This is a genomic window from Mycobacteroides saopaulense (assembly GCF_001456355.1).
Classification (GTDB): domain Bacteria; phylum Actinomycetota; class Actinomycetes; order Mycobacteriales; family Mycobacteriaceae; genus Mycobacterium; species Mycobacterium saopaulense.
Window position 1 is genome coordinate 2,506,721 of record NZ_CP010271.1, and the last position, 19,398, is coordinate 2,526,118.

Genomic DNA, 19,398 nt, shown 5'->3' on the forward strand with positions numbered 1-19,398 from the left:
GCGGCTCAGAGCTGGAAGAGGGTGGGCCAGCCGACCACGGAGTCGACGGCCAGTGCGCAGAAGACCACGGCCAGGTAGTTGTTCGACTGCAGGAACAGACGCAGGGGCTTGATCGGCTGCCCCTTGCGCACACCCGAGTACAGCTGGTGCGCCATCGCCAGGAACCACACCCCCGCCAGGAAAGCGACCACGGCGTAGATGACACCGGCCGCCAGCGCGAGCACCAGCGTGGCCAGCACCGTGAGCCAGGTGTAGACCAGGATCAGCTTGGTGACCTTCTCCTCGGTCGCGATCACCGGCAGCATCGGCACGCCGGCGGCGCGGTAGTCCTCCTTGTACCGCATCGCCAGCGCCCAGGTGTGCGGAGGCGTCCAGAAGAAGATGATCGCGAACATCACCAGCGCCGGCCACGCAATCGTGTCCGTGACCGCGGACCAGCCGATCATCACCGGCATACACCCCGCCGCTCCGCCCCACACCACGTTCTGCGCGGTGCGGCGCTTGAGCACCAGCGTGTAGATGAACACGTAGAACGCGATGGTGGCCACGGCCAGCACGCCGGACAGCAGGTTGGCGGTCCACCACAGCCATGCGAACGCCCCGGTGCCGAGCACGACGCCGAAGATCAGGGCGTTTCGGGTGGTCACCGACGAGGTGGCCAGCGGCCGCCGCGCGGTGCGCTTCATGACCTTGTCGATGTCGGCGTCGGCCACACAGTTCAAGGTGTTGGCACTGGCCGCGGCCATGATTCCGCCGAGAAGCGTGTTCAGGATCAGCAGCGGATTCACGTGCCCGCGATCGGCCAACAGCATCGCCGGAATCGTGGTGACCAACAGCAGTTCGATGACGCGCGGCTTGGTCAGCGCGACATACGCGAGAATCGTGCGGAGAAAGGGCGGTGCGGTACGGCCGTGGCCATGCGCGCCCTGCGTCTCTCGCATCCGCACCGCGCTGATCCTCCTGGGTAGCTTTATGGGTGAGCCAGCCGACCCGCGGCACTGAGCGCTCTACTACACACGATGGTAGACCGCCAGGGTCCGGCGTCGACAACCAACCTGTGCCCACCGAAGTGAACACAGGTTGACCATCGCCGGACTATCACATTGCTCGCGGGGCGTGACCCGGCCTTGAGGCAGCGGTACGAAATGGGCAGCACTACGATGGGCCCCGTGACCGCGATCTCGCATGAACTGGCGGAAATCCCGACCGATATCCCAACCCTCACCCGGGCCAACCACCCGGATGACTGGACAGACCTGGACTCGCGTGCGGTGGATACCGCTCGGGTCCTGGCCGCCGATGCCGTACAGAAGGTCGGCAACGGGCACCCGGGCACCGCGATGAGCCTGGCGCCCTTGGCGTACACGCTCTTTCAGCGCCAGCTGCGCCACGACCCCAGCGACACCACCTGGATCGGCCGGGACCGGTTCGTGCTGTCCTGCGGACACAGCAGTCTGACCCTGTATCTACAGCTGTACTTGGGCGGATTCGGCCTGGAGCTCTCCGACATCGAGGCGCTGCGCACCTGGGGCTCGCTGACCCCCGGCCACCCCGAGTATCACCACACCAAGGGCGTCGAGATCACCACCGGCCCGCTCGGCCAGGGCCTGGCCTCCGCGGTCGGCATGGCGATGGCTTCTCGCTACGAGCGTGGCCTGTTCGATCCCGACGCAGCGCCCGGTACCAGCCCGTTCGACCACTTCATCTACGTCATCGCCTCCGACGGTGACATCGAAGAGGGCGTCACCTCCGAGGCGTCCTCCCTGGCCGGGACTCAGCAGCTCGGGAACCTCATCGTCATCTGGGACGACAACGAGATCTCCATCGAGCACGACACCAAGATCGCACTCTCGGAGGACACTCCCGCCCGCTACGAGGCCTACGGCTGGCATGTGCAGACCGTCATCAGTGGCGAGAACGTCACCGGCATCGAGGAAGCACTGGCCAACGCCCGCGCCGTCACCGACCGCCCGTCGTTCATCGCGCTGCGCACGATCATCGGATACCCCGCCCCCACCAAGATGAACACCGGCGGTGTGCATGGCTCCGCGCTGGGCGCCGACGAGGTGGCCGCCACCAAGAAGATTCTGGGCTTCGACCCCGAGAAATCCTTCGACGTGGCCCCGGAAGTGATCGCTCACACCCGTGAGCTGGTGCAGCGCGGTAAGCAGGCACATGCCGAGTGGGACAAAGACTTTGACGCCTGGGCCGCCCGCGAGCCCGAGCGCAAGGCGCTGCTGGACCGGCTGGAGGCCGGCGAGCTCCCCGACGGCTGGGACGCCGAACTGCCGTACTGGGAGCCGGGATCCAAGGGCATCGCCACCCGTGCCGCGTCCGGCGACACGCTCTCGGCGCTTGGCCCCAAGCTACCCGAGCTGTGGGGCGGCTCGGCGGACCTCGCGGGCAGCAACAACACCACCATCAAGGGCGCCGACTCCTTCGGCCCGACGTCCATCGCAACGTCCGACTGGAATGCCCAACCCTACGGTCGCACATTGCATTTCGGCATTCGCGAGCACGCGATGGGTTCCATCCTGTCCGGCATCGTGCTGCATGGGCACACCCGCCCGTACGGCGGTACTTTCCTGCAGTTCGCCGACTATATGCGCCCCGCGGTGCGGTTGGCGGCGCTGATGAACATCGACCCGATCTACGTTTGGACACACGACTCAATCGGTCTGGGCGAGGACGGCCCCACCCACCAGCCGGTCGAGCACTTGGCGGCTCTGCGCGCCATTCCCAACCTTTCGGTGGTGCGGCCCGGTGATGCCAACGAAACCGCCTATGCCTGGGCGACCATCCTTGAACGTCGATCCAGTACCGGCCCAGTCGGTTTGGCGTTGACGCGACAGGGCGTGCCGATCTTGGGGGGCACCAGCCGCGACGGCGTGGCCAAGGGCGGTTACGTGCTGGAAGACGCCAGCGGCAAGCCCGAGGTGATCCTCATCGGTACCGGCTCGGAGCTGCAGCTCGCTGTCGAGGCCAAGAAAATTCTGGCCGCCAAGGGAATTGCGGCCTCGGTGGTTTCGTTCCCCTGTGTGGAATGGTTCGAGGCCCAGCCCCAGGAATACCGCGACAGCGTGCTGCCGCCGTCGGTTCGTGCCCGGGTGGTGGTGGAGGCCGGAATCGCTCAGGGTTGGTACAAGTTCGTCGGCGACGCCGGGCAGATCGTGTCGCTGGAGCACTTCGGAGCTTCCGCCGACGACAAGACCTTGTTCCGCGAGTTCGGCTTCACCCCGGACGCAGTGGCTGCGGCCGCCGAAAGGTCAATCGCAGCAGCTCAATAACCCCGAATCAGGAAGGGATGACTCCCATGAGCACATCTGATCAGAACGCTAATCTCGCCGAACTGAGCGAGGCCGGAGTCGCCGTCTGGCTCGACGATCTCTCACGGGACCGACTCAACTCAGGCAATCTCGCCGAGCTGATCGCAACCCGGAGCGTCGTCGGGGTGACCACCAACCCCGCGATCTTCCAGGCAGCGCTGTCCAAGGGACACGCCTATGACGCGCAGATCGCCGAGCTGGCCGAGCGCGGTGCCGATGTCGACTCGGCGATCCGCACCGCCACCACCGACGACGTACGCGCCGCCTGCGATGTGTTGGCTCCTCAGTACGAGGCCTCCGAGGGCATCGACGGTCGCGTGTCCATCGAAGTGGACCCGCGGCTGGCTCATGACACCGACAAGACCATCCTGCAGGCGATCGAGCTGTGGAAGATCGTCGACCGGCCAAACCTGCTGATCAAGATTCCGGCCACCAAGGCGGGTCTGCCGGCGATCTCGGCGGTGATCGCCGAGGGCATCTCGGTGAACGTCACCCTGATCTTCTCGGTGGAGCGCCACAAGGAAGTCATGGACGCCTACCTGGCCGGCCTGGAGGCCGCCAAGGAAGCCGGACGCGACCTGTCCAAGATCCACTCCGTGGCCTCGTTCTTCGTTTCCCGGGTGGACACCGAGATCGACAAGCGCCTTGAGGACATCGGCAGTGGTCAGGCCCTCTCGCTGCGGGGCCGCGCCGGGGTGGCCAACGCCCGGCTCGCCTACCAGGCCTACGAGAAGGTCTTCGAACACGGTCACCGGTTCGCCGAGCTCAAGAAGGCCGGTGCGCGGGTGCAGCGCCCACTGTGGGCGTCGACGGGCGTGAAGAACCCCGACTACGACGACACGTTGTACGTCGTGGACCTGGTGGCGCCGCACACCGTGAACACCATGCCCGAGAAAACCCTGGAGGCGGTCGCCGACCACGGGGTGGTCACCGGCAACACCATTCACGGGACCTACGACGGTGCACACGCGGTGTTCCACGAGCTGACGCGTGCCGGGATCGACCTCGACGATGTGTTCGAGGTGCTCGAGACCGAAGGCGTCGAGAAGTTCGAGGTCGCCTGGAACGAGCTCATCGACGCCACCCAAGCCCAACTCGACGCGGTATCCACCAAGGACTGAGCGTGGATGACGGTCTTCACACGAAAGGCTCATCCATGACCGACGTTCTCCCCGCGAAAGACGTATCTGCAACAAACCCGTTGCGGGACAGGCGCGACAAGCGTCTGCCCCGCATCGCTGGTCCCTGCTCGCTGGTGATCTTCGGTGTCACCGGCGATCTGGCCCGCAAGAAACTGATGCCGGCGATCTACGACCTCGCCAACCGCGGGTTACTTCCCCCGACCTTTGCATTGGTGGGTTTCGCCCGACGGGATTGGGCCAACGAGGACTTCGGGCAAATCGTGCTGGACGCCGTCAAGACGCACGCGCGCACCCCGTTTCGCCAACACGTGTGGGATCGCCTTGCCGAGGGAATCCGGTTCGTGCAGGGCAGCTTCGACGATGACGAAGCCTTCGAGCAGCTGAAGAAGACGTTGCAGACCCTCGACGAGGAACGCGGCACCGGCGGCAATCACGCTTTCTACCTGTCGATTCCGCCAAAGGCCTTTCCCACGGTCTGCGAGCAGCTGTCCAAGTCGGGCCTCGCGCAACCGGTGGACGGGGCCTGGCGCCGCGTCGTGATCGAGAAGCCCTTCGGCCATGATCTGGAGAGCGCCCGCGAGCTGAACGCTGTCGTCAACGAGGTGTTCCCCGAGGAATCGGTTTTCCGCATCGATCACTATCTCGGCAAGGAGACGGTGCAGAATATCCTCGCGTTGCGTTTCGCGAACCAGTTGTTCGACCCCATCTGGAATGCACACTTCGTGGACCACGTGCAGATCACCATGGCCGAGGACATCGGGTTGGGTGGACGCGCAGGGTATTACGACGGCATCGGGGCAGCCCGCGATGTCATCCAGAACCACCTTCTGCAGTTGCTGGCCTTCACTGCGATGGAGGAGCCGATCAACTTCTCCCCCGCCGAGTTGCAGGCCGAGAAGATCAAGGTGCTGTCCGCGACCCGGCTGGCCGAACCACTGGCCGAAACCACCGCCCGCGGCCAGTACGGACCCGGCTGGCAGGGCAGCCAGCAGGTGCCCGGCCTGTTGGAGGAGGACGGGTTCTCCAAGACCTCGACCACCGAGACGTTCGCGGCCATCACCCTGGAGGTGGACAGCAGGCGCTGGGCCGGGGTTCCGTTCTATCTGCGGACCGGAAAACGCCTCGGCCGCCGCGTCACCGAGATCGCGCTGGTGTTCAAGCGGGCGCCACACCTGCCGTTCGACTCCACCATGACCGAGGAGCTCGGGGCCAACGCACTGGTGATCCGGGTGCAACCGGACGAGGGCGTCACGCTGCGATTCGGCTCCAAGGTTCCCGGGACCGCCATGGAGGTCCGCGACGTCAACATGGACTTCTCCTACGAACAGGCGTTCACCGAGGAATCGCCGGAGGCCTATGAGCGGTTGATCCTCGATGTGCTGCTGGGGGAACCGTCGCTGTTCCCGGTGAATGCCGAGGTCGAATTGTCCTGGCGGATACTGGATCCCGTACTGGACTTCTGGGCTGCGGGCGGCAAACCCGAAACCTACGAGTCCGGGACCTGGGGCCCACAGTCGGCCTTCGACATGTTGGCCCGTACGGGACGAGACTGGAGGCGGCCGTGATCCGCGAAGGAGTCGAGTCATGATCATCGATCTGCCCAACACCACCACGAACGACGTCAACAAGAAGCTGGTCGAGCTGCGCGAGACCGGCGGTGCCGTCACCATGGCCCGCGTGCTGACCCTGGTGGTCATCACCGATGCCGGCGACAACGTCGAAGAAGTCATCGAGGCCGCCAACGGTGCAAGCCACGAGCATCCCTGCCGGGTGATCGTGCTGGAACGCAACCCGCTGGCGCCGGACACCGGACTGAGTGCACAGATCCGCGTCGGCGGCGATGCCGGTACCGGCGAGGTGGTGGTGCTGCGACTGCGCGGCCCGCTGGCCGCCCACGAGCACAGTGTGGTGATCCCGTTCCTGCTGCCCGATACCCCGGTGGTGGCCTGGTGGCCCAATCAGGCGCCGCCGGTGCCTGCCAAGCACCCGTTGGGACGCTTGGCTATTCGCCGGATCACCGATGCCACGACCGCACCCGATCCGATGGATGCCATCAAGAACCGCCTGACCGGATACACCCCGGGCGACACCGACCTGTCGTGGAGCCGGATCACCTACTGGCGCGCGCTGCTGGCATCGGCACTGGATCAACCGCCGTATGAGGGCATCAACTCCGCGGTGGTGTCCGGACTGGCCACCGAGCCCGCACTGGATGTGACCGCGGGCTGGCTGGCCTCCCGCATCGAGGGCCCGGTCACCCGGGTGGTCGGCGAGTTGAAGGTGGAACTGCACCGGGACAGCGAGATCGTCACGCTGAGCCGTCCGCAGACCGGCGCCATTGCGACCTTGGCCCGCACTGGACGCCCGTCGGCATCACTTCCGTTGCCGCGCAGGGAAACACGAGATTGCCTGGCCGAGGACTTGCGCCGCCTCGACCCCGACGAGATCTACCGCACGGCGCTTGAGGGAATCGCGAAGGTGCAGTACGTATGAGTGAGACGATCATCGAAAAGTACACGGACACCGATGCTTTGGTGACCGCTGCCGGCGATCGGCTGGCGTCGGCTATCGCCGACGCCCTCGCCGAACGCGGCAAGGCGATGATTGTGTTCACCGGTGGTGGTACCGGCATCGCACTGCTCAAGCATCTACGGGATGTCGCCAGCGATCTCGACTGGGCCAATGTCCACGTGTTCTGGGGTGATGATCGATACGTCCCGAAAACCGATCCGGAACGCAATGCCTGGCAGGCCTGGGAAGCACTGCTTGAGCATGTGAACTTCCCGCTGCGCAACATGCATGCCATGCCGAACAGCGAAAGCGAGTACGGCACCGACCTGGACGCGGCCGCACTCGCGTACGAGCAGCTCTTGGCGGCCAATGCCGATCCCGGCCAGGACTGTCCCACGTTCGATGTCCATCTGCTGGGCATGGGCGGTGAGGGCCACATCAATTCACTGTTCCCCCACACCGATGCGGTCAGGGAGACACAGCGTCTCGTCGTGGCGGTGCCCGACTCGCCCAAGCCCCCGCCACAGCGGATTACCTTGACACTGCCTGCTATTCAGCGTTCTCGCGAGGTGTGGTTGGTCGTTGCGGGCGAGGCCAAGGCCGAAGCGGTTGCCGCGGCGATCGGCGGTGCCGACCCTGTCGACGTGCCGGCAGCGGGCGCCGAGGGCACCGAACGTACCGTGTGGCTGCTCGACACGGCCGCGGCAAGCCAGCTGAACTAGTCCGCGCCGGTCCATCCGCGAGCCCATCGCCCGAGGCGGCTCGCCTTCCCGCGCTTTTCTTCATCGTCTATTTCGCGGTCTCGCCGATGATCCCGATCCCCCTGGTGTGCAAGCTGATTGCCGAGTCGACGGTAACTGCCGTGACACCGGTACGCGTTTCGTGGCCATCGAAGCTGGCGTACGTTCTGCGCGCGGCAGCCTAAGCCTCGTTGCCCTGCCCAGCGGCGAACAGTGCGTCGGGGTCCACCGGCAACCCATGTTCGGCCGGGGCCGCGGCCGGACGCGCGTGGCTGACGACAGCCGCCGTGGGAACCGAGGCGACGGCGGCGCCGGGTGCAGGGGTGCGCAGACGCTCCACGTTGATCGCGAACTCCGCCACTGCCTCCCGAATAGCGCCGGCATGCTCATCCAGGCGGTCCAGAAGCTGAGACAGCGTGCGTCCCATCTTGTTTCCGAGTTCGGAGGCATCGGCCACCGCGGAGGCGATCGTTGTCGCGACACTGCCTCCCTGGGTGATGGGTGAGGCGGCCCGCGCCGCGGTGAACTCGGTGATGACGTCGTCCACGTAGCCTTCCACCCACTGCCCGAGCATGCTCCGGGTATGTGTGACCAGATCGGTCACCACGTTGATGCGCTGATTGATGTTCGCCGCGACGAGGCGCAGCTCTTGGAGGGCATCATCGAGGAGACCAGATGCCTCGCTGAATCCCATGGCCGCCGCTCCGCTGTGACCATCGCCGAGCGCGCTGAGAACCGCCGAGAGTTCCTGTTGCACATTGGTGACATCGGCAATGCTGTAACGCCAGAAGGTGGCTTCGGCAGATGCAGCTGCGGGGTCGCCCCGAAGCGCATCGAGTGGTTCTTCGAGGAACTGCACATGCTCCACCAAGAAGCCCAGTCCGGCGTCGTGCAGGCGAGTGAGCGGTTTCAGCTCGGCATCAAGGGTGTCCACCGAACCCTTCACCAATCTTCTTCATCGCCGCGACAGTCTGATCCTCAGCCTCGGCGATCTGCCGGGCCTGGTCATGTAGGCGCTGACCCGTCTCCACCATGACATCGCCGAGAGTACGGACCGCGTCGCCGAGCTGCTCGATGCTCCCCCGTACCGACATCACGAAATCTGAGGACGCCGCCCCCAGGTCCCGTTCGCCGAGCCCCTCTCCATGATGATCGAGCAGGAACCGCACCGTTGCACCGGCGCTCTCCAGGTTGGCCGCCTCGCGCAACACCACGTCGCGGTCAAACCGAAAGGTCCCACTCATCTCATCGCTCATGTCACCGGTCCCAGATGTTCACCCTCCCCAAGGTGCCCGCCGTCCAGATAGCCCTTGACGTAGTCCATAGCCGGTCCATCGCCGGTGAGATCATGCAGCGTGCTGTGGATCTGGCTTGCCGCATTGACCTGCGCCGCCGCGATGGTCCGCGTGATGATCGCGGAGAGATCCCGCGCATCCATCGACAGTGTCGACTCGTCCAGATCGAGTGCCTCGATGCGTCCCCCCGAACCGACGGTCACCGCCACCCCCACATCGTCCTTGGCATGGCCGCGAACCAGCCCCACGGTCTGCTGCACATACTGGGCGCGCTGCCCGAGGACCTCAAGACGGTCCTGGTACTCACGAATCCATTGGCGGGGGTCACCACGGCACTCCGACATGACGAGGGGCTCCTTTCCGAGAACACGGACGGTGAAACGGGAACGTCCCCTCCGCGTCCCCGGTCCACCGACCGCTGCTGGCATCTGTCGACTTCTGTGCCATACATAGAGATTGATGGGCTGAGGAGGTGAATCGGTTCCATGAATTTTGAAGAAATTTCTCCGCAAATAGATGAACGTCAACTACCAGCAAGAATATCTACTACAGAGACAAAACAGCGGACTACCTGTGCAGTAGTCCGCTGTTGGTGAAACCTTCTGGCGCTAGCCGCCGAGCTTGATCTCCAGCCCGACACCGATGATCGAGATCACCCAGATGGCGGTGACGAAGTAGGTGAGCCGGTCCAGGTTCTTCTCCACCACCGTCGAGCCGGAAAGGCTGGACTGAACGCCACCACCGAACAGCGTGGACAGACCACCGCCCTTCGCACGGTGCAACAGCACCAGCAAGACCACGAGCAAGCTCGTGATCACCAGGATGATCTGCAACGCCAATTCCATGGGTGTCAGCCTACCGGCTCGGTTCCGCCCACCTGCGCAGGGACTCCGGTCAGCTCACTGCCGAACTGTCGGCCAGCCAGGTATTGCACTCCCACAGCCGATTCTTGAGCGAGCCGTGCCGCCACCATGCCTCCGCATGCTGGTTGGAACCGTGGTCACGCTTGGGCTGTTGTCCATCACCGCGATCCTGGTCGTTCCAGGCCAGGTCGAGTTCCTGCTGGGTTATGGTGCCACCGCGTCGAGAGCCCACGAACATTCCCGAGAAACACTGGGCCTGCAGTTCTGCCCGTCGGGACAACTCAAGTCCCTGCGGTGAATCGACTCCGGCAGCGCGGCGCTGGCTCCAGTACTCACCCCACACCCCGCTGAGCTCCTGAGCATGGTGCCCATACTCGTGGGCGTAAACGGCCAGGTAGATACCATCGTGGTTCCCATACCTGGCCGGGGGCACACCCACGACCGACATGTAGATCGTGTTGTTCGAGGGACAGTAGAAGGCCGCCGTCTCCCTACCGAAGTATTCGCCCCCACACGGCGAATCCACATAGCTTCCGGCCACTACCAAACCCGGCGACGACCACGGCAGATCATGCCCGTCGAGCAGCCGCCGCCACTCCGGATCCATGCACCCGCGAAGGTCACGGTAGAAGGCGTCAGCGTGTGGGATGTCGAACGGCCATGTGCTCGTGGAGCACGGCGCATTCGTGAATCCCGCGTCCTGATTCCGGAACAACGGATTGTTGCCGAGCGCGTACACCGGCTTGGGGCCGGGTGGCGGCGGGGGCGTCGGTGCCGCGGTGGGGCTCGTCGACGATGCCGTCCACACGGCCGTACTGCGAATTGTTGTCGCGGGGTACTGCCACGTGGTGGTGGCTCGCGCCGAACGGTCCCTACTCGGACGCAGCGCCAATACCGCCATCGTACCCAGCACCAAAGCCGCAATCAGGGCGCACACCACGCCACCGATGATCAGGCCGGTGTGAGACCCGCCGCGCGCATGCGGTCGCGGTCCGTACCCTGCCGGCGGTGGATACACAGGACGCACCGGTGGCACCCGGTACGCGGGTGGCGGTTGGGGCGCCGGATATCCCGGAAACGGTGCACCGGGCGGTGGGCGCCATCCTCGGTACGGCGATGCCATCGGAGCGTGAGCAGGTGGAGGTAGCGGTGTCCCCCAGCCGGGCACCGGCCTGGATTGGTAGTACGGCTGCTGCCCCATGTCGTCCGCCCCCAAACACGTTTTGTGAATGCGCGCCAGCATATCGACCCTGACCTAGGGTTACCGCCGTGGGAGAGATGATTCGCGGGGCGGTTGTGCGGCTGTTGATATGTCTGTCGGTATGCGCCGGGTGGCTCCTCGCGGCGGCTCCAGCGGACGCGGACGGTCGCACCGGCACTGTCGCGGTGGCCATGAACCTTGCCGACGACGGCACGCTGAATGTCACCGAAACCATCACACCAGCCAAAGACCAAGTGCTGCAACGGTATCTCCCTCTCGCCACGATGGTCGAAGGCAATCGAATTCAGCACTTTGAAGTGAACACCCCGGCCAGCACCGGCAACGCGGAAACCTCAGCCGACAGTGCGGCGCTGACCATCACCGCTCGAGGCCCGGCGACTGTCACCTACACGGTGCGCGGGGCCGTGGCCGACGTCGACGGACACCAGCATGTGACCTGGCCGTTTGCCTCGGGGTGGAGCTCTGCCCTGCACGATGTCACGGCTTCGTTCGTATCCCCGAGTACCAAACCCAGCTCTCCCGAATGTTCTCTGGGCACACCAGGTTCCCAAACACGTTGTACCGCGGCCCAACTTGACCACCTGGGGGTCATCCGGGTTCAGCAGAACGAACTCCCGCCGGACTCATTCGCCGTCTTCAGCGTCATGCTGCCCGCCGGCACGGTTCCGCCCAGCGCCGTCTTCACGGCAATCCCGGGGGCACCGGGCCCCTTCGCGCTGACATGGCCGTCGATCGCCGCGCTCGCGGGGCTCGGTGTCATCACGACCGCATTGGCGGGCTGGGTCGTCATCGCGCGCCGGCGGGACACACAAGCCGCCGAAATCCCCGTCACCCCAGCAGATCCCCTCGTGCATGACGCCGATGGAACGCGATTCGCGGCGCCCGACGGCGTGCTGCCCGGGCAAGTGGGCACCGTTGTCGATCTGCGCGTCGACGCCGTAGACCTCACCGCGACGATCGTCGACCTGGCGGTGCGGGGATACCTGTGGATCGCCGAAACCACCACGCCCGGTGCACAGCTCGATTGGCAGATATCCCGTCGCGCGCCGACGGACGGCCTCCTGACCGCCTACGAGACCCGGTTACTGAATGCCCTGCTCCCCCAGGACACCGAGACTGTCTTCGCATCCAGTTTCCAATCGCCCGGTTCCCGGCTGGATCTCGGCGCCATCCCCGAGGCGATGTACACCGATGCCCAGCGCCATCGGTGGTTCCGCCGTTCGCCCGAACACCTTGGCGCCCTAACCCGTTACGGAATCGGCGTACTGCTCGGCGGTGTCGTGATCACGGCCGCACTGGCGCTCAGCGTCGGCAGCGCCATGATCGGTGTGGCGGTATGCGGCGCGGGAGCCGTCAGCGCGCTGGCGGGCATGTTGCTTCCGGTACGGACCGCGCGTGGCCGGCTGCTGGTGGCACATATGGCCGCGCTGCGCCGGTACCTCGCCGACCTCGATGTGGCGGCCCTGGAGCCCACCGATCGGGAGATCATCCTGACCCGGGCGGCGCCTTACGCCGTGGTCCTGGGGCAGTTGGGTGCATGGCTCAAGGCCATGGAGACACTCGATACCGCCGTAGACGGTTCGCCCGGAATCGATTGGTACGAGACGGCTTCCGATGAAGTCGACAAGACAGCAGCAGATATCACCACGAATCTGCCAGCCTTCCTCACCATTCTGGACGGCGTGTTGGCGCGCGGCGCGCACCTACAGAACCTGCCGCAGAATTGAGTTAGAGCAGCGGTCCACCCGCGGCGATCGCCGACATCTGGGCGAACTGCTCACCGTCGAGCGAGGCCCCGCCGACCAGCGCGCCGTCGACATCCTCCTGGGCGACGATCTCGCCCACGTTCTTGGCGTTGGCCGAGCCGCCGTAGAGCACTCGCACGGACGACGCCACCTCGGCGTTCACGATCTGCGCCAGCTCGGCCCGGATCGCCGCACACACTTCCTGCGCGTCGGCGGCACTCGCCACCCGGCCGGTGCCGATCGCCCATACCGGCTCGTAGGCGATCACCACCTGCGCGACCTGCTCGGCGGTAAGCCCGGCCAGCGACCCGCGCAAGGAATTCACGTTGTACTCGACGTGATCCCCCGCTTCGCGGATGTCGAGAGCCTCACCGATACACACAATCGGCGTCAGACCGTGCTTGAGCGCCGCCGTCGCCTTGGCGGCCACCAGCGCGTCGTCCTCGCCGTGGTACTGCCGGCGCTCGGAGTGCCCGACGACGACGTAGGTGACGCCCAGCTTGGCCAGGAAGGCACCGCTGATCTCACCGGTGTACGCACCCGCGTCATGCACCGACACGTCCTGCGCACCATAGGTGAGCCGCAACTTGTCCCCGTCGACCAGCGTCTGCACGCTCCGGATGTCGGTGAACGGCGGAATGACCGTCACGTCCACTTTGTCGAAGTACTTGTCCGGTAACGAGAATGCGATCTTCTGCACCAGGGCGATGGCCTCGAAATGATTGAGGTTCATCTTCCAGTTGCCGGCAATCAGCGGCTTACGCGACATGCGGAGCTCCTCTAGCTTTCGAGAACGTCGATACCCGGAAGCGCCTTGCCTTCAAGGTATTCCAGGGATGCGCCACCACCGGTGGAGATGTGCGAGAAGCCATCGTCCGGCAGGTCCAGTGCGCGCACTGCGGCCGCGGAATCGCCACCGCCGACCACGCTGAAGGCACCCTTCTCGGTGGCCGCGATGATCGCCTCGGCCACACCCCGCGTGCCCGCCGCGAACGCCGGGAACTCGAACACACCCATGGGGCCGTTCCAGAAGATGGTCTTGGCGTTCGACAGCACGGCCGTGAACCGCTTCACCGACTCCGGCCCGATATCCAGGCCCATCTTGCCCTCCGGAATAGCATCCGCGGCAACGGTTTCCGAGGGCGAATCGGCCGCGAACTCGTCCGCGGCGACGATGTCCATCGGCAGATGGATCACGTCGGCGTACCGGTCGAGCAGGCTGGCGCACGTCTCGATCATCTCGGGCTGTACCAGCGACTTGCCCACCGGCAGTCCCTGCGCGGCCAAGAAGGTGAAGCACATGCCGCCGCCGATCACCAGGCTGTCGGCCTTGGTGGCCAGCGATTCGATGACCGCCAGCTTGTCGGAGACCTTGGAGCCGCCGAGCACCACCGCGTACGGACGCTCGGTGCTGGCCGTGAGCACCCGCAGAACTTCCACCTCGGCGGCCACCAGACCACCGGCGTAATGCGGCAGCAGGGTCGCCACGTCGTAGACGGAGGCCTGCTTGCGGTGCACCACCCCGAACCCGTCGGAGACAAAGGCTCCACCGGTACCGGTCGGGCCGCCGACCAGCTCGGCCAGCTCCTGGGCGAGCGCCAGCCGCTGTGCGTCGTCCTTGCTGGTCTCGCGCGGGTCGAACCGGATGTTCTCCAGCAGCAGCACATCACCATCGGTCAGGCCTTCGGCACGCGCCAGCGCGTCGGTGCCGACCACGTCACCTGCCACCTGCACATGCTGGCCCAGCAGCTCACCGAGCGCCGCACCGACCGGGGCCAGCGACAGCTTGGGATCCGGCTTGCCGTCCGGACGGCCCAGGTGGGCGGTCACGATGACCTTGGCCCCGGCACCCGCGAGCGCGCGGATGGTGGGGACCGAGGCCACGATGCGACCGGGATCGGTGATATTGAGATTGTCATCGAGCGGAACGTTCAGGTCCGAGCGGACCAGCACACCCTTGCCCGAAACTCCCTCGGCCAGCAGGTCATTCAGCGACTTGATCGCCATCGTTACAGCGACTTGCCGACCAGGCCGACCAGGTCGACCAGGCGGTTCGAGTAACCCCACTCGTTGTCGTACCAGGAGACAACCTTGGCCTGGTCGTCGATCACCTTGGTCAGCCCTGCATCGAAGATCGAGCTGTGCGGGTCGGTGACGATGTCCGACGACACGATCGGCGCGTCGTAGTACTTGAGGATGCCCTTGAGCTTGCCCTCCGCCGCGGCCTTCATGGCGGCATTGATCTCCTCCGCACTGGCGGCCTTCTTGAGTTCAACGGTGAGGTCGGTGGCCGAGCCGGTGGGGATCGGCACGCGCAGGGCGTAACCGTCGAGCTTGCCCTTGAGCTCGGGCAGTACCAGGCCGATGGCCTTGGCCGCACCGGTCGAGGTAGGCACGATGTTCAGCGCGGCGGCACGGGCGCGGCGCAGGTCGCCGTGCGGGCCGTCCTGCAGGTTCTGGTCCTGGGTGTAGGCGTGAATGGTGGTCATCAGGCCCTTGACGATGCCGAACTCGTCATTGAGCACCTTGGCCAGCGGCCCGAGGCAGTTCGTGGTGCACGAGGCGTTGGAGATGATGTTCTGGCTGCCGTCGTACTTGTCGTCGTTGACGCCCAGCACGATGGTGATGTCCTCGTCACTGGCGGGCGCGGAGATGATGACCTTCTTGGCACCGGCGTCCAGGTGGCCCTGGGCCTTGTCGCGCTTGGTGAAGATACCGGTCGATTCGACGACGACGTCGACACCCAGGTCACCCCACGGCAGCGCCGCCGGGCCTTCGCGGACCTCGAGGGCCTTGATCTTGTGGTCGCCGACGACGATGGTGTCGTCGCCCTCCAGGCTGACGTCGTACGGCAGCCGGCCCAGGATGGAATCGAACTTCAGCAGGTGGGCCAGGGTGGCGTTGTCGGTCAGGTCGTTGACCGCGACAATCTCGATGTCGGTGTTGATCCCTTGAGCCTTCTGCGCGTCCAGTGCCCGAAAGAAGTTCCGGCCGATCCGGCCAAACCCGTTTACGCCTACCCGGACAGTCACGTAGCGCTCCCTCATGTCTTGATGTGGTTGTGTACCCGTTATCGGCACTCACATTAGCCCAGGGGGTGAGCCATTTCGTCCCGGCCCAGCCGCGCGACGATATGGGCGGCGACCGCCAGCACCAGAGGCGCCACTCCGGCGATGACGAACACCGTCGTGTTGCCGATGACGTGGGCCACCGGAACCACCAACGCAAAGGATGCGGGCAGGCCGACCAGGGACACAAAGAAGTCCATGCTGGCCGCGCGCCCGAGCATCTCCTCGGGCACACGGCGCTGCATCAGGGTGCCCCAGATGACGTTGGCGGCCTGCATGGTGCCGCCCACCACGATCATGGCCAAAGCGATCATCCAGACGTGCCCGGTGAATCCGATCAGCACCAGGGGCAGCGAGCCCGCCCCCCACATCAGGATCATCACCGTCAGGTACCGGCGCGCGAGGGGCAGCGAGGACACGATGAACGAGCCGACCGCTCCGGCCAAACCGAACAGCGCCAGCACGGTGGCGTGGGTACCGGGATCGCCGCCGTGGTCGCGGATGACGAACGGCAGCAGGATCTCGATGGGGCCCACCACCACCAGCACATAGCCGATCGCGAACAGCAGTGTGGCGAAGAACCAGGTGGTGTGCACCATGTACCGGAATCCCTCGACCAAGTCGGCGGCGGCCCGGCGCAGCGGATGCTGCCGCATATCCGTCGAGGCAGGCGGCTCGTGCCGGTGCCGGACCAGCAGCAGGCAACACAGCCCGGCCGCGACCAGAACGCCCTCCAGGAGGAACGCCCCGCCCGGTGACCACACACTGACTATCGCCGCGCTGACCGCGGGCCCGGCCGCCAACTGCATCACGGGCCGTAACACGCCTTCAATTCCATTGGCGGCCAACAGTTCATCGGCGGGTAGCAAGCTCGGCAGCAGCGCGGTATAGGCCGGTATGTAGAAACCCTCGGCGATACCGAACAACAGTGAGTTGAGCGCCAGATGCCAGATGTGCGCTGCACCGGTCAGCGCGAGCGTCGCGGTGGTGAACATCAGCACGGTCTGCAACGCCAGCGAGCACCGCATCACCCACAGCTTGGGCAGGCGATCGGCGGCGACACCCGCGGGCAACACACTGACCAGCAGCCCGACGCTGAAGGTGGTGCCGACGATGGCGACCTGCGCGGGCCCCAGTCCCATCCGGATGACTTGCCAGACCAGCGCCACTGTCCACATGCCGTTGCCCAGCAGGGTGATCGCCAGCCCCAGGGTCAGCAGCCGGTAGTCCCGATGTCGCAGCGGACGCAGCGCGCGCGGCAGCTGGGAGGTCTGATGGTGCGACTCCTCGCCCGAAGAGTCCTCGGAGTTTTTCCCAAGGACCCCTTCGGTTTTCAACTGCTTGGCAGAGTCCACAAACTCAGGGTACGAAAGCACTCCGACAATTCGCCAACGGTTTTCGCCGCGCGCGAGACTGGAGCTCAGGCTTCTTCGAGCAGCTCCGGGGTCACCGCGGATTCGGTATCGGGGATGCCGTCGGTCTTGGCCTTGCGATCGGCCATCGACAACAGTCGCCGGATACGGCCCGCGACAGCATCTTTGGTCATGACCGGATCGGCCAGGCGGCCCAGCTCCTCCAGCGATGCCTGACGATGCTCGACACGCAGTTTGCCCGCAGCGGCCAGATGGTCGGGGACGGTGTCACCGAGGATTTCCAGTGCGCGTTCCACGCGTGCGGCAGCGGCCACCGCCGCACGCGCCGACCTGCGCAGGTTCGCGTCGTCGAAGTTCGCGAGCCGGTTCGCCGTTGCCCGTACCTCGCGGCGCATACGGCGTTCTTCCCAGGTCAGCCGGGTGTCCTGGGCGCCCATGCGGGTAAGCAGGGCACCAATCGCCTCGCCGTCGCGAACCACTACGCGGTCGCTCCCCCGCACTTCACGGGCCTTGGCACTCACACCGAGCCGCCGCGCCGCGCCGACCAGTGCCAATGCGGCCTCGGGGCCCGGGCAGCTGACCTCCAGCGCCGAAGACCTGCCGGGCTCCGTCAGTGAGCCGTGGGCCAGGAAGGCACCGCGCCACGCTGCCTCGGCATCGGCCACGCTGCCGCCGACCACCTGTGCGGGCAGCCCACGCACCGGACGGCCCCGCAGATCGAGCAGCCCGGTCTGTCGTGCCAGCGCCTCGCCATCCTTCGCGACGCGCACCACGTAACGGGTCGTCTTGCGAATGCCGCCGGCCGACAGGACATGCACCACGGCGTTGTAGCCGTATAGATCGAAGATGTCTTTGCGCAGACGCCGCGCGATGCTGCCCTGATCGACCTCCGCCTCGACGACAACCCGGCCGCTGACGATATGCAGTCCGCCGGCGAACCGCAGCAGCGACGCGACCTCGGCGCGGCGGCTACTGACCTGAGTCACCACCAGGCGGCTCAGTTCGTCCTTGACCTCGGCGGTCATCGCCACGTGGCGTCCCCTCTCTGGCTTCCATGTTGCGTGTGCCCGCCCCCCGCTGCGAGGCGCACCGTAGATTCGGCATCTGCTCCTGCGGAAGTTCCTGTGCCCAAGGCCGCGCCACCCGTCCGTACTCGATCCAAGACCGCCGACAGTTTCGCAGGGTCATGTAAATGTGTACCAGGACGCGCGACATCAGCGAATTGAACCTGCGCATTGAACAGGGCGGCAGCCCTGGTCAGGTGGTCGCGTTCGGTGCCATCTGCCGAGGCAGATTCGACGACGATGTCATGCACACCGAACTCGGGAGCGTGCTGCGAGAGTACGTGCAAATGTCGCTCGGCGGAAAAGCCCGCGGTCTCCCCCGGCTCCGAAGCAAGGTTCAAGATCAGTGCCTTGCGGGCTCGTGTCTGCTGCAATGCCGCGAACAACTCGGGCACCAGAACATGCGGGATGACGCTCGTGAACCAGGATCCGGGCCCGAGAACCACCAGGTCTGCGGCCATGATGGCATCCACAGCCTGTCGGGTCGCAGGAGGATCTCCCGGATGCAGACGTACCCGGCGCACCTTGCCCGGTGTGGTCGCCAGCGCGACCTGCCCGCGGATCACCCGGCTCATCCGCGGATCTGACTCCAGGCCCGACACGTCGGCCTCGATCTGCAGCGGAATCGGGCACATGGGCAGTACCCGTCCGGTGATGCCGAGCATGCGCCCCATCTCGTCGAGCGCGGTGACCGGATCGGCGAGCATGTCGGTGAGCCCCGCCAAGATCAGATTGCCGATCGGGTGCCCGGCCAACCCGCCGCTGCCCCCCAGCCGGTGCTGGATGGCGGTGGCCCACATGCGCCCGCGGGGACTGTCGGATGCGAGCGCGGCCAGCGCCATGCGCAGATCGCCGGGAGGCACGATCCCCAGCTCGGAGCGGATTCGCCCCGATGACCCGCCGTCGTCGGACACCGTGACGACGGCGGTGATGTCGTGGGTGAGCCGCCGGGCCGCCGACAGGGTTGCGTACAGACCGTGCCCGCCCCCGAGGGCGACAATGCGGGGTTCACGTCGCGCGAACGGTGAGTCCACCCGATCCATGCCCGA

Annotated in this window: 18 protein-coding genes; 6 read left to right on the forward strand and 12 right to left on the reverse strand. The window is 65.8% G+C overall.

Annotation, left to right across the window (positions count from 1 at the left end; translation table 11 throughout):
- Positions 1-5: 5 nt before the first annotated feature.
- The gene (locus tag MYCSP_RS12500) at positions 6-941 is read right to left on the reverse strand and encodes a heme o synthase (RefSeq protein ID WP_162266234.1); all 936 of its coding nucleotides are present in this window, start codon (positions 939-941) and stop codon (positions 6-8) included.
- A 228-nt stretch (positions 942-1,169) separates the two neighbouring features.
- Here MYCSP_RS12500 and tkt point away from each other — a divergent pair, with 228 nt between their 5' ends.
- Genes tkt through pgl form a run of 5 tightly spaced genes read left to right on the forward strand, consistent with a single transcriptional unit; the run spans position 1,170 to position 7,701 of the window.
- Positions 1,170-3,287, forward strand: coding sequence for a transketolase (gene tkt / locus MYCSP_RS12505; protein ID WP_088415597.1), 2,118 nt, complete (start codon positions 1,170-1,172; stop codon positions 3,285-3,287).
- Between the two features lie 26 nt (positions 3,288-3,313).
- Positions 3,314-4,447, forward strand: a complete 1,134-nt coding sequence (tal, locus tag MYCSP_RS12510) for a transaldolase (RefSeq protein ID WP_088415598.1) — start codon at positions 3,314-3,316, stop codon at positions 4,445-4,447.
- A gap of 35 nt (positions 4,448-4,482) precedes the next feature.
- Positions 4,483-6,033: a glucose-6-phosphate dehydrogenase gene (gene zwf, locus MYCSP_RS12515; RefSeq protein ID WP_083013351.1), complete on the forward strand. Its 1,551-nt coding sequence runs from the start codon at positions 4,483-4,485 to the stop codon at positions 6,031-6,033.
- A 19-nt stretch (positions 6,034-6,052) separates the two neighbouring features.
- A complete protein-coding gene (gene opcA / locus MYCSP_RS12520) occupies positions 6,053-6,961 on the forward strand; it encodes a glucose-6-phosphate dehydrogenase assembly protein OpcA (RefSeq protein WP_070910320.1) in 909 nt (302 codons plus the stop codon).
- Positions 6,958-7,701, forward strand: coding sequence for a 6-phosphogluconolactonase (pgl, locus tag MYCSP_RS12525; RefSeq protein ID WP_083013178.1), 744 nt, complete (start codon positions 6,958-6,960; stop codon positions 7,699-7,701). Before opcA ends, pgl begins: the two co-directional genes overlap by 4 nt.
- Before the next feature lie 199 nt (positions 7,702-7,900).
- Here the strand turns inward: pgl and MYCSP_RS12530 are convergent, their stop codons facing one another.
- From MYCSP_RS12530 to MYCSP_RS12550, 5 genes are all read right to left on the reverse strand, one after another.
- Positions 7,901-8,653, reverse strand: a complete 753-nt coding sequence (locus MYCSP_RS12530) for a hypothetical protein (protein WP_083013176.1) — start codon at positions 8,651-8,653, stop codon at positions 7,901-7,903.
- Positions 8,640-8,975, reverse strand: coding sequence for a hypothetical protein (locus MYCSP_RS12535; protein ID WP_083013175.1), 336 nt, complete (start codon positions 8,973-8,975; stop codon positions 8,640-8,642). The genes MYCSP_RS12530 and MYCSP_RS12535 overlap by 14 nt, the downstream gene beginning before the upstream one ends.
- Positions 8,972-9,358, reverse strand: a complete 387-nt coding sequence (locus MYCSP_RS12540) for a hypothetical protein (RefSeq protein ID WP_070910324.1) — start codon at positions 9,356-9,358, stop codon at positions 8,972-8,974. The genes MYCSP_RS12535 and MYCSP_RS12540 overlap by 4 nt, the downstream gene beginning before the upstream one ends.
- A 264-nt stretch (positions 9,359-9,622) precedes the next feature.
- On the reverse strand, positions 9,623-9,859 hold the full coding sequence (gene secG / locus MYCSP_RS12545) for a preprotein translocase subunit SecG (RefSeq protein WP_030093493.1): 237 nt from the start codon (positions 9,857-9,859) through the stop codon (positions 9,623-9,625).
- A 49-nt stretch (positions 9,860-9,908) separates the two neighbouring features.
- On the reverse strand, positions 9,909-11,078 hold the full coding sequence (locus tag MYCSP_RS12550; protein WP_088415599.1) for a neutral zinc metallopeptidase: 1,170 nt from the start codon (positions 11,076-11,078) through the stop codon (positions 9,909-9,911).
- A gap of 77 nt (positions 11,079-11,155) precedes the next feature.
- Here MYCSP_RS12550 and MYCSP_RS12555 point away from each other — a divergent pair, with 77 nt between their 5' ends.
- Positions 11,156-12,826 (forward strand): DUF2207 domain-containing protein, encoded by a 1,671-nt coding sequence (locus MYCSP_RS12555; protein WP_088413891.1) that lies wholly within the window; start codon positions 11,156-11,158, stop codon positions 12,824-12,826.
- A 1-nt stretch (position 12,827) separates the two neighbouring features.
- On the opposite strand, the gene tpiA is transcribed toward MYCSP_RS12555, so the two are convergent.
- The 6 genes from tpiA to MYCSP_RS12585 form a co-directional block, all read right to left on the reverse strand.
- Positions 12,828-13,613, reverse strand: coding sequence for a triose-phosphate isomerase (gene tpiA / locus MYCSP_RS12560; RefSeq protein WP_083013173.1), 786 nt, complete (start codon positions 13,611-13,613; stop codon positions 12,828-12,830).
- A gap of 11 nt (positions 13,614-13,624) precedes the next feature.
- Positions 13,625-14,851, reverse strand: coding sequence for a phosphoglycerate kinase (locus MYCSP_RS12565; protein ID WP_083013172.1), 1,227 nt, complete (start codon positions 14,849-14,851; stop codon positions 13,625-13,627).
- A gap of 2 nt (positions 14,852-14,853) precedes the next feature.
- Entirely contained in the window at positions 14,854-15,876 is a 1,023-nt protein-coding gene (gene gap / locus MYCSP_RS12570; RefSeq protein WP_070910729.1) for a type I glyceraldehyde-3-phosphate dehydrogenase, read from the reverse strand.
- Positions 15,877-15,929: 53 nt separating this feature from the next.
- The gene (locus tag MYCSP_RS12575; protein ID WP_162266357.1) at positions 15,930-17,153 is read right to left on the reverse strand and encodes an MFS transporter; all 1,224 of its coding nucleotides are present in this window, start codon (positions 17,151-17,153) and stop codon (positions 15,930-15,932) included.
- 179 nt (positions 17,154-17,332) lie between these two features.
- Positions 17,333-18,310: a DNA-binding protein WhiA gene (whiA, locus tag MYCSP_RS12580; protein WP_030093500.1), complete on the reverse strand. Its 978-nt coding sequence runs from the start codon at positions 18,308-18,310 to the stop codon at positions 17,333-17,335.
- Positions 18,307-19,392, reverse strand: a complete 1,086-nt coding sequence (locus MYCSP_RS12585; protein WP_407661541.1) for a gluconeogenesis factor YvcK family protein — start codon at positions 19,390-19,392, stop codon at positions 18,307-18,309. The genes whiA and MYCSP_RS12585 overlap by 4 nt, the downstream gene beginning before the upstream one ends.
- Positions 19,393-19,398 lie beyond the last annotated feature (6 nt).

What these genes read in the sequence shown, in the direction of transcription:
- tpiA (WP_083013173.1), bottom strand. Translation starts at nt 13,613, where the DNA reads ATGTCGCGTAAGCCGCTGATTGCCGGCAACTGGAAGATGAACCTCAAT.
- zwf (WP_083013351.1), top strand. Translation starts at nt 4,483, where the DNA reads ATGACCGACGTTCTCCCCGCGAAAGACGTATCTGCAACAAACCCGTTG.
- MYCSP_RS12565 (WP_083013172.1), bottom strand. Translation starts at nt 14,851, where the DNA reads ATGGCGATCAAGTCGCTGAATGACCTGCTGGCCGAGGGAGTTTCGGGC.
- MYCSP_RS12550 (WP_088415599.1), bottom strand. Translation starts at nt 11,078, where the DNA reads ATGGGGCAGCAGCCGTACTACCAATCCAGGCCGGTGCCCGGCTGGGGG.
- MYCSP_RS12555 (WP_088413891.1), top strand. Translation starts at nt 11,156, where the DNA reads ATGATTCGCGGGGCGGTTGTGCGGCTGTTGATATGTCTGTCGGTATGC.
- MYCSP_RS12500 (WP_162266234.1), bottom strand. Translation starts at nt 941, where the DNA reads ATGCGAGAGACGCAGGGCGCGCATGGCCACGGCCGTACCGCACCGCCC.
- opcA (WP_070910320.1), top strand. Translation starts at nt 6,053, where the DNA reads ATGATCATCGATCTGCCCAACACCACCACGAACGACGTCAACAAGAAG.
- secG (WP_030093493.1), bottom strand. Translation starts at nt 9,859, where the DNA reads ATGGAATTGGCGTTGCAGATCATCCTGGTGATCACGAGCTTGCTCGTG.
- tal (WP_088415598.1), top strand. Translation starts at nt 3,314, where the DNA reads ATGAGCACATCTGATCAGAACGCTAATCTCGCCGAACTGAGCGAGGCC.
- MYCSP_RS12540 (WP_070910324.1), bottom strand. Translation starts at nt 9,358, where the DNA reads ATGTCGGAGTGCCGTGGTGACCCCCGCCAATGGATTCGTGAGTACCAG.
- MYCSP_RS12535 (WP_083013175.1), bottom strand. Translation starts at nt 8,975, where the DNA reads ATGAGCGATGAGATGAGTGGGACCTTTCGGTTTGACCGCGACGTGGTG.
- MYCSP_RS12585 (WP_407661541.1), bottom strand. Translation starts at nt 19,392, where the DNA reads ATGGATCGGGTGGACTCACCGTTCGCGCGACGTGAACCCCGCATTGTC.
- pgl (WP_083013178.1), top strand. Translation starts at nt 6,958, where the DNA reads ATGAGTGAGACGATCATCGAAAAGTACACGGACACCGATGCTTTGGTG.
- whiA (WP_030093500.1), bottom strand. Translation starts at nt 18,310, where the DNA reads ATGACCGCCGAGGTCAAGGACGAACTGAGCCGCCTGGTGGTGACTCAG.